The organism is Bacillota bacterium, from assembly GCA_018818595.1.
Lineage (GTDB): Bacteria > Bacillota_I > Bacilli_A > Izemoplasmatales > Hujiaoplasmataceae > JAHIRM01.
This window is the reverse complement of sequence record JAHIRM010000005.1, coordinates 109,007-126,386: the sequence shown is the minus strand read 5'-3', so window position 1 is coordinate 126,386 and position 17,380 is coordinate 109,007. Positions and strand designations below refer to the sequence as shown.

The following is a 17,380-nucleotide window of genomic DNA, read 5'->3' as shown; positions in this document are numbered from 1 at the left end:
ATTATTTAGCTCCCTTCTTCCCACCAACAGTGATTGAAGAAACTCTTAGTGTAGGTTGTCCAACGTCTGCTGGAATTGATCCAGAGACAGAACCACACATGCCTCTACCACTATCTAAATTATTTCCTACCATATCTATTTTCAATAAGATTTCCGCTCCATTACCAACTAAAGAAGCCCCTCTAACTGGTTCAGCTATTTTTCCGTTTCTTACAATGTATCCTTCTGAAACTGCAAAGTTAAAATCTCCACTGCCTGGGTTAACAGACCCTCCACCTAGTTTAGCTGCAAATAGTCCATATTCAGTAGCTGAAATAATTTCCTCAAATGTGGATTCTCCATTATCAATAAATGTATTACTCATTCTAGAAGTTGGAGCATACTTATACGATTCTCTTCTCGAAGATCCTGTAGGAATATGATTCATTCTTCTACCGTTTAATTTATCAACCATGTAAGTTTTAAGAATTCCTTTATCAATTAGCACTCTTTTTGCTTGAGGATATCCTTCATCATCAAAATTTGCACTGCCCCAAGCATTTTCAATTGTTCCATCATCAATTGCTGTAACAATCGGTGTTGCCACAACTGTATTTAATTTTCCGCAAAATACGGATGCATTTTTGGAAACAGAAGTTGCCTCTAAACTATGCCCGCATGCTTCGTGAAAGATAACTCCGCCAAATTCGTTATTAATAATGACAGGCATTACTCCGCTTGGACATTCTTCAGCAAAAAGCATTGTTTTTGCAGTTCTTGCTGCGTCTTTTGCAACATCTTCTATATTGATGTCTTCATAAAAATATTCGTATCCTTTTCCGCTTCCTGGTCCTTCGGTGCCAGTTTGCATTTGACCATCGATTCCAGCAATAGCGTTAATTCTCATACGAACTCTCACTCTTGTTTCATTTGCAAAACGTCCCTCGCTATTTGCTATTAACACTTCTTGAACTGAATCGGAAAGATTGACAGTTACTTGTTGAATAACTTCGTCGTATTCTTTAGCGGCTTTATATGCTTTTTGAATTAACATCACTTTTTCTTCTTTTGAAACGTCTTTTGGATTTAATTTCACTGAATGTCTTTGACCAATCTCCAAAGAACTTAATGGCGTTGCCATCAGTAATTTTTCGCTTGAAAATGATTTTGATAAATCACTAGCTAATTTTATTAAATCTTTAGGGTTTTTGCTATTTGTATACCCATATACACTTTGAAATTCTAATGCTAATCTTACTCCGACCCCAAATATTTTTGCACTGTTTGCTTTTTCAATTCTTCCACCAATTAATTGAATGGATTCAGATGTTTTTTCTTCAATGAATACTTCTGCAAAATCAGCGCCAGTTGCCAGTCCTTGATTGATTATTTGTTCTATCAAATTTTTTTCTAGTAACATTATAAAATTCCTCCTTTTAATCCTTCTCTATTATATTCTTTTTTTGTGATAAATTGAAGTGTTTAGAAGCAAAAACAAAAAAAGCTAGTCTTCTTAAAATAGAAGAGATGGGCTTTTTTTGTTTACTATAATTTATTTTAAATATATTTCTGTATATTTTTCTTTTAAATATTGAACATAATATTTTGGATTAAATTCTTCTTTTGTCACTTCTAACAATAATTCTTTTGGAGATTTACTAGCTCCAAATTGATGAATTTTTTCTTTTAACCATAAATTAATTTCTGAGATTTTATTTTCAGATACTAGTTTGTCAATATCGAGTTCTTTTTTCATAGAGTAATAGAATTGAGCAGAGTATGCTGTGCCTAATGCATATGTTGGAAAATAGCCAATTAACCCGCTACTCCAGTGTACGTCTTGCAAGACTCCTTCTCCATCATTTTTAGGTTCTATTCCTAAATATTCTATCATTAATTTGTTCCAAACTTTTGGTAAATCTTCTATTTGAACTTCATCTGAAAGTATCATTCTTTCAATTTCGTAACGAATCATAATGTGAAGCGAGTAAGTAAGTTCATCAGCTTCAACTCTAATTAAAGACGCTTCTACTTTATTTGTAGCACGATAAAAATCATCTAAACTAACATTTCGTAATTGCTCAGGAAATAGAGATTTGAATTTTGGATAATGTACTTCCCAAAACGATTTACTTCTACCAATGATATTTTCAAAGAATCTTGATTGAGACTCATGAATCCCCATGGAAGTTCCGCTATTTAATAGTGTGTTATCCCATTTGGTATCAATTTGTTGTTCATAAGTAGCATGTCCCAATTCGTGAATAACTGCAAATATACTTGAAAAAACATAGTTTTCTAAATATCTTGTCGTGAATCTCACATCATCAGGAGATGTATTCCAAGTAAAAGGATGTACGCTTTTCTTCATTAATCCTCTGTTTCGATCAAAGGCTAATACATCAATTAAATAATCACAAAATTCTTGTTGTTTTGATGCATCAAAGAATTCGTTCATAAATGCATCATTTGAATTCTTTTTCGTTGCTAATATTTCTTTTACAAATGGAACTAAATCTTTTTTCAGAACATCAAAAAATTTATTGTATTCTTTCATCGACATCCCTTCTTCATAATCGTCAAGCAAGACGTTATAAGGATGATCATCAATTCCGTAATATGAGATAAATTTTTTGTTAAAATCAAAAATCTTTTGCAAATTATCTTTAAATGAATTAAAATCACTATTTGCTTTAGCATCTTGCCAAACAACTTGTGATAGTTGAATCAATTGTTGATACTCAATAAATTCACTTTCAGGAATTTTAATAATTTTATCTAACTCTTTTTTTGCTTTTTCAATTTCTCTCTTTGTGAAAGGATCTAATTCATCCTTTTTTGCATAAAGTCCATAAATAATATCTTGAGTTTCTTTACTTGTTTGCAATTTAAATAACTCAGATCCAATAATTCCCAATAATTCAGCCCTTCTTGGGAATGCCCCTCTTGGTGCTTCGGTGTTGGAATCCCAACCACATAATTGAAGCACATAAATATACGCTTTAGATTTTTTAACTAATTCTCGAAATTTATTTACTGTTTCCACTATATCACCTCTAGTAACCTATTATAACAATAATTCTGTATCTTTTCTACTATTTTGTATTAATCTTTATATCTCCTGATACTGAATGTTTTGCTTTAACAATAATAGGTCTTGTCTCATCTTTATTGGAAATTGTCACATCTCCAGATACGGATTGCAAAGTGATAGCTTCAAAATAACTTTCATTTCCAACGATATCTCCGCTTACTGTCCTAAAAACTCCATTTTTACATTCGAATTCGCATAAGTTAATATCGCCACTTACTGTATTAGAGGTGAAATCTTCTTTAACGATTGATTTTTTAATTTCAATATTTCCATTAATTTGAGAGGTCCGAAGTGAATTTGTAATGAAATTTGACAATTCTACATCTCCGTTTACTGTTTCAACATGAAGTGAATCAGTGACGCAATTATTAATTGAAATATCTCCATTTGTTGTTTTAAAATGCATTATTTTGGAGTTGATTTTATTTAAACTTACATCACAATGAACTCCTGAATGATTCATGTTTTGAACAAGACATTCTTTTGGTAATTTTAATAGAAATTCAATTTGAGTTTCGGTACCTTTTCTTCTAAATACATTAAATGAAGAATTTTTTGGTGATTTTAAAGAAAATGTTCCGTCTTTATATTCCACTTCATATTTGTTTAACTCGGGGTTTCCTTTGTAATAAACGCGTATGCTTTTTTCGTCATCGGCTATGTATTGAATATCTTCTGAAACTAATCCTACTTGAACGTTTAATTCTTTTTGAGTAAGTTCAAACGTTTTATATAGTTTGAATCCCTCTTCATCAAAATCAACTTCAGTTTCTTGGTGCATATTTAAATCAGCTAATTCTTTTGCTAATTTTTTTGGATCTCCAAATTTATTTACAATTTCTTCTTCAGTTAATCCTTCTTCTAATGCCTCGCTAATCATTTCTTCGTGATCTTGTAATATTTCCTTTACTTCTTTGTCTTTTAAATTGTTATTTTTCAATTCTGCTTCCAAATCTTCTAAAAACTTCTTCACTTTTCTTTCCTCCTTTATTTAATATTTGATAAACTCCTCCAATGAATTCGTCCCATTCATTGCGTAAAGATAAATAATATCGAAATCCCTTTTCTGTAACTTTATAGTACTTCCTAGGAGCCCCAATATTTGACTCTTCCAAGTAAGTGGTAAAATAATCTTCATTTGTTAATCTTCTAAGAATTGGATAGATTGTATTTTCATTTACGTCTAAATGTTTTGATATATTATTAATTATCATATATCCATACATATCTTCTTGCACCAATTCTGATAAAACACATAATTCTATAATTCCTCTTTTAAATTGCGCATTCATGTTTACACCTCCACAACAGAATTATAACACAGTACCGTGCACAACACAATACCTAATTTAAAAAAAAGAGAAATTTTTTTCTCTTCTTCTTTTTTTATAGTTTTTCTTTGTATTTTAATGCGGCTCCCACAAAATCTCTAAACAAAGGATGTGACTTTTGTGGCCTCGAAAGAAATTCCGGATGAAATTGTGTTCCAACAAACCAAGGATGATTTTGCAACTCAATCATTTCACATAATTTTGTTTCTGGATTAATTCCTGAAAATATCATTCCGTTTTTTTCTAAAATTTTTCTAAACTTATTATTTACTTCATAACGATGTCTGTGTCTTTCTTTTATTTTTGTGATGCCATACGCTTTATGAGCTAATGAATTTTCCAATATGTCGCAATTAAATAAGCCTAGCCTTAATGTTCCTCCCATTTCAATTCCTTTATATTGTTCAGGAAGGTAGTCTATTACATTATATATTGTTTCTAAGTCAAATTCTGTTGAGTTTGCTTGAGGAAGAGAACATTTGTTTCTTGCAAATTCTACTATAGCAAGTTGCATCCCTAAGCACAAGCCTAAAAAAGGCACTTGATGTTCTCTTGCATATTCAATTGCTTTGATTTTTCCTTCAATTCCCCTTGACCCAAATCCTCCTGGAACCAAAATTCCATCAACATCTTTTATCATTCCATCAATATTTTCATCGGTTATTTCGTTAGAATTTATCCACACTACATTAACTTTAACTCGATGAAAATACCCTGCATGTTTCAATGATTCACAAACGGATAAATAAGCATCGTGAAGCGATACATATTTTCCAATTAATCCAATAGTAACTTCTTTTTCTAAATGTTTGATGCGATCGATTAATTCAATCCATTCACTCATATCACAAGGAGGTGTTACAAGTTGTAAATGTTCACAAACGATATCATCTAATTTTTGTTTTAAAAAGTCAATTGCAACTTCATACAGAATCTTTGCATTAAGGCATTCAATAACTGCTTCTTTTTTCACATCACAGAAGAGCGCTATTTTTTCGCGCATTGAATTTGTAATTTCTTTGCTTGTTCTTAAAACAATAACATCAGGAGTAATTCCTAATGATCTTAATTCTTTTACACTATGTTGTGTGGGCTTTGTCTTTAGTTCTCCTGTTGTTTCAAGATACGGAATTAACGTATTGTGAATATAAAGGGTGTTATAAAACCCATAATCCCGTCTAGCTTGTCTTATTGCTTCTAAAAAGGGAAGCGATTCAATGTCTCCAACCGTTCCTCCTATTTCAGTAATAACGACATCAGCATCTGATTCGATTGCTGCAGCTTCTAATTTTGATTTAATTTCATTCGTTATGTGAGGAATTACTTGAACGGTTGCGCCTAAATAGTCCCCTCTTCTTTCTTTTTCAATGACAGAAGAATAGATTTTCCCCGTTGTAATAGAACTATTTACAGAAAGGTTTTCATCTATGAAACGTTCATAGTGACCTAAATCTAAATCTGTCTCCGCTCCATCATCGGTCACAAAAACTTCTCCATGTTGGTAAGGAGACATTGTTCCTGGATCTACATTGATGTAAGGATCAAATTTTTGCATAAATACTTTTAATCCTCTGTTTTTTAATAATCTTCCTAAAGAAGCCGCTGTAATTCCTTTTCCTAAACTGGATACAACTCCACCTGTCACGAAAATAAATTTTGTAACTTTCATTGTTTCACCTCTAAAATGAATAAAAAAGAAAAAGTTCCCCAAATTGGAGAACTCTTTTTTTAGTGAGCTCTTTAAGATTATAACAAATATATTTCTTTAAATCAATCAATATTGAAAATTATTCGTCGTACATTTTTTCATAGTCATCCATGTACTCGTTATACTTCTCGTCATCAAAATCTTCTGCATCTTCAACAACAATATCTTCTTCGTCTTCAACAAATTCTGCTTCGTCGTCAACAAAATCTTCATAATCAATATCATCTTCAAATTCGTCAAAATCTGCTTCTTTTTCTATTTCGTCTTCTTCTTCAAATTCGTCTTCTTCTAAATCGTCATCTTCCTCATCATCGTCTTCTTTTAAATCGTCGTCTTCTTCTTCGTCTTCTTCAATTTCTTCTAGATCTTCTTCATAATCTGGGAATTCTTGATAGAATGCTCCATCTTTATCCCACAAATCAATCGATTGACGGCTTTTTAAATCCCATTGGTCATCACCAACATACACAAATTTAGCAGATGTAATGAAATCTGCGTACACTTGCGCAATTATTTCATTTCTTTCAACTTCAGACAATTCCTTCGCTTCACAAATTAATTGAAAAAGTTCAAGAAATGACATAGGTTGTTTGTGTTGAAGCAAAATTTGTTCTGCGGCTTCCAATAAAGACATTTGATTCCAACTTGTCATGTTTTTTATTCCTTCCATTCTTAATTTCACTTCACCTTTTTTTTGGTGATTTGAGATTAGTTTGCTTTTACCTAATAAACCATATTTGTTATCGATTTATTGGAAAAACAAAAGCTTTGCATTTAAATGTGGCACAAATACTTAAAATATTGGTTAAATTACCTATAAAATAGATTAAAATAATTCGATAATTGTGAGTAAACAAAACCACCCAATTTATGCTTTACTTATTATATATTAAAAAGTAAATAAATACAAGTATGATATTTTCAATATTTTTAAAGTTTTTTTTAGAAAAAGGAATCATCATGAGTATATGAATCACTTAATACATTTATTACGATATTATTACAATGATCCCCTATGCGTTCAAGGTTCGATAAAATATCAACATAATAGCCAGCCTCGGTCTCAGAACAAGCTCTATCATTAATTCTATTAATATGATTTTTTCGATATTTTTTGACTAATTTATCTAAAACATCTTCTCTGACGTTTACTTCTCTTGCTAAATCTTTATCTTTATTAACGAAAGCAAGTAACGATTCTTTAAGAGTTCTTCTTAATAAATCATATAAATCTAATAAATCTCTTTTTGCTTCTTCGTAAATCAATTTTATTTTCATGTCGCTCTTCAAAAAATTCCATGATGTTTGTTAAATGATCTCCAATTCGTTCTAGATCGGTTATCGTATCGATATCTTTCGCTAATTGTTGAATTTGTTTATTATGTAAATCGTTTGCTCCTATTTTAACCAAATAATTATGAATCTTATCATCTAATGTGTCGAGCAACTCTTCACATTGAATTCCTTTTTCTGATTCTTTTTGATCATATAGAAAAGAAAAATTGTAAGTGTATTCAAACATAGCTTTACAAACATTGCCCATATTAACAATAGCAACTTTTGCATTTTCTAACGCTAGATCAGTAGACCCATTAATTAAATGTTCATCCAGTACGACATCCCCAAGTACAATTTCGTTTTTAGCGGGTATAATTTTAGTCGCAAGCCAAACAAGTTGCTTGATAAACCAATACATGATAAATACGTTCACTAAATTAAAAACAACATGGGCAAGAGATACTGTAAGTTTGTTGCTCAAATAATCTGCCCCAATAAGTTTTTCTCCTAAAAACGCTATTAATTCGGTATAAGGTGTTAAAAGCAAGAAGAAAATGATAGTTCCTATCGTATTAAACATAACATGTATTGCTGCAGTCCTTTTAGAAGCTGAAGATCCGCCCACTGAAGCCATAACAGAAGTAATGGTTGTTCCTATGTTGTCTCCAAGAACAATCGCTATAGCGCCAATTAAAGGCACTCCACCTGTAGAGTATAATTGTTGTAAAATACCAATAGTGGCTGAAGAAGATTGAATAATTGCCGTTGTTCCAACTCCAACTAGTACTCCAAGAATCGGATAATTTGCCACACTTAATAACATATTATGAAATTCAGGTAATTCAACTAATTGTTTTAAGGCCCCACCCATTGTTTCAAGTCCAAAGAAAAGCATTCCAAATCCCAAAATGACTTTACCAAATTCTTTGACTTTCTTTTTGTGAAAGAAAAAGATTAATAAACTTCCCAAAAACATAATCGGCATCGCATATTGCCCAATGTCTAAGCTTATCAATACGGAAGTAACCGTAGTACCTATATTTGCGCCAAAGATAACTCCTACAGCTTGGGGTAGAGTCATAAGCCCCGCTCTTACCAAACCAACAACAATTGCGCTGGTTGCCGAAGATGACTGAATAATCGCCGTAATCAAAATTCCAACAAGTATCCCTTTAAAAGGCGTGTTTGTTGTTTTTTCTAAAATCATTTTTAATTTTGAGCCTGCGATTTTTTTTAAAGATTCACTCATTAAGTTAATTCCAAACAAAAATACTCCAAGTCCTCCAAGAATGGCAAAAACTGTTTCCTTCCATTCTATCGCTAAAAAGAATAACGGCATTTTTTTCCTCCAATAATTTAATTTGAGTAACCATAAGCCGACCCTATTATAACAAATACCTTTAGGTATTCATACTGTATAAAAACACTTTCATTAAATTTTTTGAATATTTTTTCATAAAAAAAGGCGAATTCGCCTTTTTAGTTCTATTATTCGTTCGTTTCTTGAAATGATTCTTTATATTCTTTAACAAGTTCATCTGCATCCGCTAGTAAAGAAGCTACTGTTTCCCAATTTCCAACATTCGCTCCACAAGCCATTGGATGCCCACCACCTTGATATTTATTTGCTAACTTATCAATAGCAGGTCCTTTTGACCTAATTCTTGCTCTAACGATATTATTTTCGTATTCTGCAAATAAAATCCAAACAGGACAATCTTGTAAAGAGGATAGTTCATTTACAAGTGAACTTGCTTCTTCTAAACTAACTCCAAATTTAGCAATAATTTCAGGCAACATTCTAATATAGGCCACGCCATGTTGTGTTTTTTCAAAATTTTGTAATACATACCCTTGAAGTCTCATTAAATTTTCTGATTTAATATCAAGTGTAGCTAAAACTTTTGTAAAATCAAGTCCAAAATCAAGCAAATGCGCAACAGCTTTAAACGTATCAGAAGTAACTGATCGATATTTAAATCTACCAGTATCTGTAATGATTCCTGTATAAAGAGCTCTAGCAGCTTCCATATTTAATTTTAGAATATTAGAAAATTCCAAATAAAACTCTAAAATGATTTGTGCCGTGGCAGGTCTTGAAGTATCCACGAATTGATAATCTCCATAATCATCTACTGGCAAGTGATGATCTATCTTAATTACATATTCTCCTAAGGAATAACGTTGATCTGCAACTCGATCTCTTGTGGCTGTATCAACAACGATAGACAAAGCTCCTTTATAGACGTCATCTGAAATCGTATCGACATTACCAATAAATTTTACGTAATCTGCTGTATCGCCTACAACATAAACTTCTTTTTCTGGAAAGGATTCTGTTAAAATGTTTTTAAGTCCGAATCCTGCTCCGTAACAATCTCCATCTGGTCGCATGTGCATATGTATGATGATTTTTTTGTATTTTAAAATTTTATCTAATATAAATTGTTTATCCATTTTGTTCCTCCACTAATTTATCTAAATCATTTATAATTTCATCTGTTTCTTCCCAAGTTGAAACGCTACACCCACAAGCCATCAAGTGTCCGCCTCCACCATACTTCTTAGCCACTTCGAGGACAGGAAGCTCTCTTGAGCGAAATTCACATAAGATATTGTTCGTTGCTGTATCAAAAGTAAAATTAACCCAAACAGGTATTTCATCGATTCCAGCCATTTGATTTACAAGTCCTCTACTAATGGTATTGGAATCAATATTGTATTGTTCTAAAAAGTTTTTATCGTTTTTTCTATAAGCTACTTTGTTTTTTGTAATTAAGAAACTATTTGAGAAGTCGGCTTTTATTTTCTTCATTTTTAACGACTCAACATACATCGAATTATAAATTGCCTGAATGTCTAATCCCGTTTCTAATAAATCGGCTGCCGCTCGAAACGTCGAAGGTTTTACATTGTTATGCATGAACCTTCCTGTGTCTCCCACAATTCCCATAAATAAAGGTTTTGCGGCTTCTTTGTTAATTGGTATATTATTAATTTGTAAAAACTTTACAACCATCTCAGCGGTAGATGAAGCTGATGTATCCCTTATATAATAATCATATTTAATATCTGGGTCATTTTGATGATGATCAATTAGGACTAATGTTTTAGCCTTTTGATAAAACACGCCTTTTAACATTTGACTGGCCACTGTATCCAAGATGAAAACCAATGAGTTTGAAAGAATATTTTCATCTATTTCATCAAATTCTCCAAATTGATTCAGTGAATTGGAATCCCCAATAACATAAATGAGTTTATGAGGAAATTGTTGTTTTAATGCATAATACAATCCAAATTGTGATCCATAAGCATCTAAATCTGGCGATTTATGTCTTGCGATAACAATTGAGTTGTTATCAATAATTAATTGAAATATTTTATGTTCCATTATAGTCCTCGCTTTCGGCATAGTAGTATATTATAACATAAAAAGGTTTTAATTCCTATATTTTGACTTCACAATTTCGCTTGCCAGATGAACTTTTTCTCATATACAATAAATCCTTCTTTGATAAACTAAAATTATGTGTTATAATGATAAAACATATAGATACATGTGAGGATAAATCAATGACAAAATTGTTTAAAAAATTTATAATTCTTTTTCTAACTTTCTCTTTTACAATCGTTTTGGTTGGATGTGACACTTTATCTACAACAACGACTTCTTCAGGAATTACTTCAACGACTTCTACTGATTTACCAATTACAACCATAACTGGAAATATTGGTATAGAAGTAATCAATATTACAAAAACGGAATATAATCTTGGCACATCTTTTGATTATGATTCTATAACAGTCGTTTTAGTTAAGGCAAGCGGATCAACAATCCCTTTAAGTTCTTCTTTATATACTATGACCGGTTTTGATTCTTCCACTCCGGGAGAGATAACAATTAATATTGGTTATTTAGATTATACTGCTTCCTTTTCAATTACCATCAAAGAACCTAGTACGAATCTAGATATTACCTTAACTTATTATGAAGACGCACAAGATTTAGTTGGAGAACCTTTGTTACTTGCTTTAAGAGCAATTGTTAACAACGGGTATGCAGGGCATATTTATACCGATGCAAGTATTGCATTACAAACAACGGATGAAGATCCAAATAACGCAAACAATATTATTTTAGTATATTCTGGAACATCAATCGTAAGCACTTGGGACGAGGGCGGTTCTTGGAACAAAGAACATGTTTGGCCACAATCTCTTCTTGATGAAGATGCAGGCAATCAAGTAAATATGGCGTCAGACTTACACAACTTAAAACCAGCAACGCCTAGCATTAATTCAGCTCGTGGGAATAAATATTTCGACATTTCAACAACCGTTGTCAGTTTTGAACCAAGAGATGAAGTAAAAGGCGATATCGCTCGTATTTTATTTTATATGATGACGATGTATTCTGTTTTAGAATTAATTGATGGAACTCCTTTAATACACCAAATGGCAATGCTAAGTGTTTTATTAGAGTGGAATGATTTTGATCCCGTTGATGATTTTGAACGAAACCGTAATGAAAAAATATTCCTCTATCAAAACAATCGTAATCCATACATCGATTACCCAGAATTTGTAGATTTAGTTTGGGATAATCTAGATTAATTTAAATTACAATATAAATAAAGTGGAAGTCAATTTTGACTTCCACTCTTTTTTAAATTTTATTCTACCGTATGAAAGCCCAAATATGAGAATGTATCTACTGTATAAGTAGTCCATTCATTTGCTGGATCGAAAACATCGTTTGGATCAATATTTCCGCCCGTAATCGTTGGGAATCTAACTAGAGTAACATTTATTGCAAAATCTAATGAATTTCCTAATTGACCGATTGCATCAATTAAAGTGGTTCCATTGTATAATTCAATAACGTCATTTCCATTAAAATTAACCACAGTACCATTTGTTGCATCTGCAATCGCTAAAATGGCAGGGGCAGCACTTGGATGAGCGATAACATAAACATCTCCAGGAGCTAATGTTCCAGATAAAGTTAATGTTGCTGTAGTGGTTAATGCACCATTAAAATAAGTTTTTAACGTATATGAACTCAAATCAATTGGGGCGTCAGTTGAGTTATATATTTCAATTGCTTTGTTGAAACTAGATCCTTCAATATACTCAGAAATAAAGATGTCATCTCCTGGCACAACTACTACAACAGCTTTCATAGTAATAGCGATATCTATTGTCTCTGATTCTTCATTTAAAATTGCTGTAATAGTAATGGTTCCTGTTGTATCAACTTCTGGTCTTACTACTGTAAATACTCCACCAGCATAACTTAAATAATCACTAATTTCAGTAGATACTGTCACGGTAGTATATTCTCCAAATGAAAGAGTTGGTAATGTAAAAGCACTAGTGATATCATAACTTTCTTGAATGGCTCCAGTAGCTAAGGTCAATTTTTCAGCATCTGTCATGGCTCCGGCCTCAATATCACCTTCCAAACCATCAAATGTTATCCAAATTTCGTCAACAGTTGGTTCTAAATTGCTACTTGAACCCGCTTCATAGTAGGTATAAAATACAACATCAATCGTTACCAATTGTCCAACAAATTGAGATAACGCAAGAATGGAAGCTGAATTAGATCCATAATAAACGGTGGCAACTCTTGTTGAACCGGCAAACAAATAAATGTTTTCTCCAATTCCTTGAGCTAAAAGCATTGGTGTTACTGTAATGGTATATGTTTGTCCATTTAATAATTTATTTGTTGGATCAATATCCAATAAATCCGCCGGATTAGATAATGCTATTTTGTCTACTGTAACAACGTTATTTGAATTTAATACGATTTGTTCTGTCAAAGAAGTTACTTGATATAAAGAATGATATTTTGCGTAAGTTCCTTTAATTCTAACTTCGTCTCCAACATGAACTAATGCTGTATTTTCCGCTGTGGTATAAATGTTTAAAAATGCACCACTAGCATCTTGAATGAAATATCCTCTTGAATAGGTTGAATAGACAAACCCTGAAGCGGTAACTAAATCATTAATAGAAGCTGAATTATGTAAATCTAAAAGAGTGCTATAAGTTGATAGTCCTACTTCTCCTCTAACTCGAATTGAAAAATCTTTTTGATAAGTTTCTTCTCCGTATGTAAACGTTCCTGTTAATACAACCGTTACATCTCCCACTGATTCAGAAGGTTGTTTAACCGTAGCTTGATAAACTAGTATATTCTCACTCGTTGCAGTAACAGTTGATGCAATGCTGATATATTCTGTATTTGCGCTTACCCATGAGACTGTAGCTGATCCTACTTCAGCAGGTAAAGTAAAACTCATAATCATGTTATCTGCATTAGAAATAATAACCAAATTCGAAGCATTCTCTAAAAGCGTTTGAATGGATACGGTCGCAGATGTCGTTGTTGTTTCTGAAGAGCTAATTAGTGTTGATTCGGTAGTTGTTGTAGTGGTTGTTACTTTATCACAAGCAAACAAGCCAAAAGCTAAAAAAATAAGTACAACACTTAGAATCCATTTTTTTTGGTTCATATTATATAATCTCCCTTAACTGTAATTGTACATCAATTATAACATAGATGCTTTGTTTTTCATAAATTGATTTACATTAATTTATTGATTTTAATATGATTTTTTCGTGCTTCTGATATTTATAGAATAATATAAATTGATTTACATTAATAATTTGATAAAAAAGAAAAAAAAGGCACAGCTTATCGCCATGCCTTTTTGAAACTTTCTCAAATCATATTCTAAAAAAATTTATTCAGAAGTATATGATCCAATTTCTGTAAACACGTTTGCTCCTAGTGAATACCATGTTGCACTTGGATCAAATGTATCATATGGGTCAGAATCTCCTGTGTTAACAGAAGCGATTCTAAGTAAAGTCATATTTGATGTTGAAACTCCATTAGCTATCCATTCTGATCCTGGATCTGCTTCTAATGCAACAGTTCCAATTCGTCCAATACAATCAATAACAACTGTACTGTGTTTTAATAGTAATGCATCGTCACCATTGTAATAAGTTAAGGAACTTGATAAATCTCCTGCTGCAAGAATAGCTGCCCCTGCTCCAGAATTATAAATAACGTAAACATCTCCTGCAAGAAGAGTTCCTGATAAGGTAACGTTATATGCAGGTGTAATTGCTCCGTTTGTATATAGTTCAACGGTGTATGTTGATAAATCAACGTCTGCGCCTGTACCATTAAAGATTTCAAAAGCCTTATCATTTCCTCCGTCACTTTCAATGTACTCAGAGAAGAATAAATCTGCTGCATAAGCCATAACGGTTGCATTAACTACCACTGTTTGACTAGCGCTTCCAATTGTTACAAGATACGAAACAGTTCCTACAACGTTTGCTTCACCAGCTGCAGGTCTTGCATTTGATGTTAAAACTCCAGCTGCTTCTGTAAGGTTGCTTGTTAATTCTGCAGAAATAGTAATTGTAGTATAAACTCCATCATAAAGTAAAGCGGAAGGAGTATACGCATCTCTAATATAAATATCTGTAGGAATTTCTTCAAGCGCTAAAGCTAGTTTATCTGCTTCAGTCATTGCTTTTACTGTTACGTTAACTACTACGTCTACTATAACTGAATTTAAAGTATAAGTGAAGGTTACTGTCCCTACTGCATCTGCAGTTTCTGGAATTGTAACTGTTAATTTTGTAGTACCATCAGCTAAGTAAGCAGTAAGTTCTGTAGAAATTTCTTTTACAGTCAATGCTGCATAAAGTGGAACTGGCAACGTGTAATCTTCATCAAGTTCTAATGTTGCAGGAAGTGCCATTTTATCATAATCGACTTTATCAACGTCTGTGATTGCTTCAGAAGTCAATTCAGCTACTTCATACCACATTAATTGAGGTGCAGAGTTATAAACTGAAACTACTATTCCATTAAGTGATACTTTTTGTCCAACAACTAAGCCTGCAACAACTGCATTGATAGCTGCAAAGTTAGGTCCGTAGGAATCAACGCGTAATTGTAGGTCGTCTGTTCCGTCAGTTAAGTAAATAGTATATGAATATGTTCCAACGGTAGGAATTGATTTTACAACTAAACCTGAAACATTAGCTAGTTTACTTATATTTGCAAGTAATGTAGTTAAGTCTGCTCCAACAACTTCTAAAGGTGCAGGAACTGTTTGTGCTGTTTGAAGTAAAGTTATGTTTGTAACTGGAGATACTTCTAATAAATTATGATAATTGTATAGAGTCCCTTGTACTTGGATTTCATTTCCAACAACTATGCTACTTGCATAAGTTGCAATCGCTCCTAAATAAACATATAAAGCTCCTGTAGCGTCTTCTATCCAAGCATTGTTTCCATTAATTTGTGTAATAATTCCGTTTGTACGGATTAAAGATCCAACGTTTGCTAAATCAGTTGCTTCAGCAATTGTCATAAGTGGAACTTCTCCAACTTTGACTATAAAATCTTGTGTGTTAGTGATTGATCCTTTTGTTGCAGTAACAGTTATTGTAACAGTTACTTGAGTTGTTTGATTTAATGCATCGATTGCACCGGTGGTAGCATTAATAACTAAAGGTGTATCTGATACATAAGATAACGAAACTCCAAATAGAGAAGCAGGTAAATTTAAAGTAGTGTCATCCATAACAGTTGCTGGGAATTCAATTGATGCTAAAGCTGCGTTAACGGCATCTTGATCGTCAGCAAATGATACTTGAATATCGCTTGATACTCCATTGAAATAAGAATACCAATCGCCATAAGTTGAATGGTAAGCGTAAAGTAGTAAATCAAATGTGATTACTTCTCCTGCAAGAGCGGATATAGCATTCATGTTCGATTTGTAATAAACTCTTATCGCATCAGTAACCTCTAAATCAAGAGGAACAGATACATCATAATCGGCAGGAACTAAATAAGTTCCATAATCTCCTAATTCTTCATCATAATAGACTTTTGCAGTCAATTCATAAATGGTATAAACCATCTTGTTTGTTTCTGAAGGAGTAGGGTGATTTGCTAATGCTGATGTTACTGTAGCTACAATTGGTGTAAACGTAGAAACTGCAGCGCTTGACTCTTCAACTTTAACAATATTTGCTGCGGCGTCAGCTAATTGTGGTCCATAATAATAATATGCTAATTCGCCAGTAATGTCATAAACATCGCCTTTTACAACTGAAGTTGTAAGTGATGCTCCATAAGCAAATAAAATTGTTGCTCCATCTGTAAAGAAAATTCCATCTGTGCCTATTCCAATAATTGTAACGCCTTCATAAGTAACGTAAACATGTGTGCCTAAAGCCATGCCTTCGGCAATGGTCGCTACTTTTACTGAAGATTCTTCAGCGATTACACGAATAGATTTAACAGATTCTAATTCATTTGTACCAGAAGTAATGGTAGCGGTTAATGTAACGGTAGTATTCACTCCGCCATCGTCTACTTGTGGTCTAGCAATTGTAACAAGATAGAATCCATCAACTGCTGTAGTTGCAATGGAAGCCATTGTAGGGTTTGATGAAACCCAAGTCACTGTTGCGCCTAAAGCCGTTGCTGGCAATTGGAAATTAGCTGTAACTTGATCGCTTCCATCAATAATGATGGCCGCTGCTGCTCTTGCTAAATAAGTTGCTGCAGCTTCTTTGGTAACAGTAACGGTGAACGTTTTAGTAAGTGTAACAGTATTTAATATAGCGGTAGCTGTTAAAATTACTTCTTGATCTCCGGCTGTAAAGCTAGGAATTGTAACTTCCCCTGAATTGGAAATAAAATTTGTGTCAGCGGATGACCAAGTTACAGCCACTCCATTTGTCGTAGGTGCCGGTAAGGTTAAATTTTCAGTAACTGCTGAAATGTCACCTAAACTGATACCATCTAATACAGCTTGTACTTTTTCAGTGTCAGTCATTTCTGCTAGTGTAGTTGTTGTTGTACATCCTACAAGCCCAAGAAAGAATGCACCTACAAAAGCAAGTATTGCAAATTTCTTTAAAGTTAACTTCATA

General features: G+C 32.8%; 13 protein-coding genes. 1 reads left to right on the top strand and 12 read right to left on the bottom strand.

The features are described 5' to 3' along the window. Window position 1: 1 nt before the first annotated feature. The 10 genes from KJ971_01530 to KJ971_01485 all read right to left on the bottom strand — a co-directional run bounded on the left by KJ971_01530 (window position 2) and on the right by KJ971_01485 (window position 10,784). A complete protein-coding gene (locus tag KJ971_01530; GenBank protein ID MBU1144524.1) occupies window positions 2-1,399 on the bottom strand; it encodes a TldD/PmbA family protein in 1,398 nt (465 codons plus the stop codon). A gap of 132 nt (window positions 1,400-1,531) precedes the next feature. Next, window positions 1,532-3,025, bottom strand: a complete 1,494-nt coding sequence (locus KJ971_01525) for a carboxypeptidase M32 (GenBank protein ID MBU1144523.1) — start codon at window positions 3,023-3,025, stop codon at window positions 1,532-1,534. Window positions 3,026-3,074: 49 nt separating this feature from the next. Beyond that, a complete protein-coding gene (locus KJ971_01520; GenBank protein ID MBU1144522.1) occupies window positions 3,075-4,046 on the bottom strand; it encodes a DUF4097 family beta strand repeat protein in 972 nt (323 codons plus the stop codon). After that, a complete protein-coding gene (locus KJ971_01515) occupies window positions 4,003-4,365 on the bottom strand; it encodes a PadR family transcriptional regulator (GenBank protein MBU1144521.1) in 363 nt (120 codons plus the stop codon). The genes KJ971_01520 and KJ971_01515 overlap by 44 nt, the downstream gene beginning before the upstream one ends. A gap of 94 nt (window positions 4,366-4,459) precedes the next feature. Next, a complete protein-coding gene (locus tag KJ971_01510) occupies window positions 4,460-6,073 on the bottom strand; it encodes a CTP synthase (protein MBU1144520.1) in 1,614 nt (537 codons plus the stop codon). Between the two features lie 118 nt (window positions 6,074-6,191). Continuing rightward, window positions 6,192-6,782 (bottom strand): DNA-directed RNA polymerase subunit delta, encoded by a 591-nt coding sequence (rpoE, locus tag KJ971_01505; GenBank protein MBU1144519.1) that lies wholly within the window; start codon window positions 6,780-6,782, stop codon window positions 6,192-6,194. A 272-nt stretch (window positions 6,783-7,054) separates the two neighbouring features. Continuing rightward, window positions 7,055-7,390, bottom strand: a complete 336-nt coding sequence (locus KJ971_01500; protein MBU1144518.1) for a hypothetical protein — start codon at window positions 7,388-7,390, stop codon at window positions 7,055-7,057. Further along, the gene (locus KJ971_01495; GenBank protein ID MBU1144517.1) at window positions 7,335-8,729 is read right to left on the bottom strand and encodes a Na/Pi cotransporter family protein; all 1,395 of its coding nucleotides are present in this window, start codon (window positions 8,727-8,729) and stop codon (window positions 7,335-7,337) included. Before KJ971_01495 ends, KJ971_01500 begins: the two co-directional genes overlap by 56 nt. Before the next feature lie 149 nt (window positions 8,730-8,878). Next, window positions 8,879-9,847, bottom strand: a complete 969-nt coding sequence (locus tag KJ971_01490; GenBank protein ID MBU1144516.1) for a bifunctional oligoribonuclease/PAP phosphatase NrnA — start codon at window positions 9,845-9,847, stop codon at window positions 8,879-8,881. Beyond that, entirely contained in the window at window positions 9,840-10,784 is a 945-nt protein-coding gene (locus KJ971_01485) for a bifunctional oligoribonuclease/PAP phosphatase NrnA (GenBank protein MBU1144515.1), read from the bottom strand. The genes KJ971_01490 and KJ971_01485 overlap by 8 nt, the downstream gene beginning before the upstream one ends. Before the next feature lie 182 nt (window positions 10,785-10,966). Between KJ971_01485 and KJ971_01480 the strand changes: the two genes are divergently transcribed. Next, window positions 10,967-12,007, top strand: coding sequence for an endonuclease (locus tag KJ971_01480; GenBank protein ID MBU1144514.1), 1,041 nt, complete (start codon window positions 10,967-10,969; stop codon window positions 12,005-12,007). A 59-nt stretch (window positions 12,008-12,066) separates the two neighbouring features. Here KJ971_01480 and KJ971_01475 read toward each other — a convergent pair whose 3' ends face one another. Together KJ971_01475 and KJ971_01470 are read right to left on the bottom strand one after the other, a co-directional pair. Beyond that, the gene (locus KJ971_01475; protein ID MBU1144513.1) at window positions 12,067-13,917 is read right to left on the bottom strand and encodes a lamin tail domain-containing protein; all 1,851 of its coding nucleotides are present in this window, start codon (window positions 13,915-13,917) and stop codon (window positions 12,067-12,069) included. 231 nt (window positions 13,918-14,148) lie between these two features. Further along, a complete protein-coding gene (locus tag KJ971_01470; protein MBU1144512.1) occupies window positions 14,149-17,379 on the bottom strand; it encodes a lamin tail domain-containing protein in 3,231 nt (1,076 codons plus the stop codon). Between the last annotated feature and the right edge of the window lies 1 nt (window position 17,380).

Bases quoted from the DNA above. Each gene is read 5' to 3' on its own strand.
- KJ971_01485 (MBU1144515.1), bottom strand. From the start codon at position 10,784: ATGGAACATAAAATATTTCAATTAATTATTGATAACAACTCAATTGTT.
- KJ971_01500 (MBU1144518.1), bottom strand. From the start codon at position 7,390: ATGAAAATAAAATTGATTTACGAAGAAGCAAAAAGAGATTTATTAGAT.
- KJ971_01515 (MBU1144521.1), bottom strand. From the start codon at position 4,365: ATGAATGCGCAATTTAAAAGAGGAATTATAGAATTATGTGTTTTATCA.
- rpoE (MBU1144519.1), bottom strand. From the start codon at position 6,782: ATGGAAGGAATAAAAAACATGACAAGTTGGAATCAAATGTCTTTATTG.
- KJ971_01490 (MBU1144516.1), bottom strand. From the start codon at position 9,847: ATGGATAAACAATTTATATTAGATAAAATTTTAAAATACAAAAAAATC.
- KJ971_01530 (MBU1144524.1), bottom strand. From the start codon at position 1,399: ATGTTACTAGAAAAAAATTTGATAGAACAAATAATCAATCAAGGACTG.
- KJ971_01475 (MBU1144513.1), bottom strand. From the start codon at position 13,917: ATGAACCAAAAAAAATGGATTCTAAGTGTTGTACTTATTTTTTTAGCT.
- KJ971_01495 (MBU1144517.1), bottom strand. From the start codon at position 8,729: ATGCCGTTATTCTTTTTAGCGATAGAATGGAAGGAAACAGTTTTTGCC.
- KJ971_01470 (MBU1144512.1), bottom strand. From the start codon at position 17,379: ATGAAGTTAACTTTAAAGAAATTTGCAATACTTGCTTTTGTAGGTGCA.
- KJ971_01480 (MBU1144514.1), top strand. From the start codon at position 10,967: ATGACAAAATTGTTTAAAAAATTTATAATTCTTTTTCTAACTTTCTCT.
- KJ971_01510 (MBU1144520.1), bottom strand. From the start codon at position 6,073: ATGAAAGTTACAAAATTTATTTTCGTGACAGGTGGAGTTGTATCCAGT.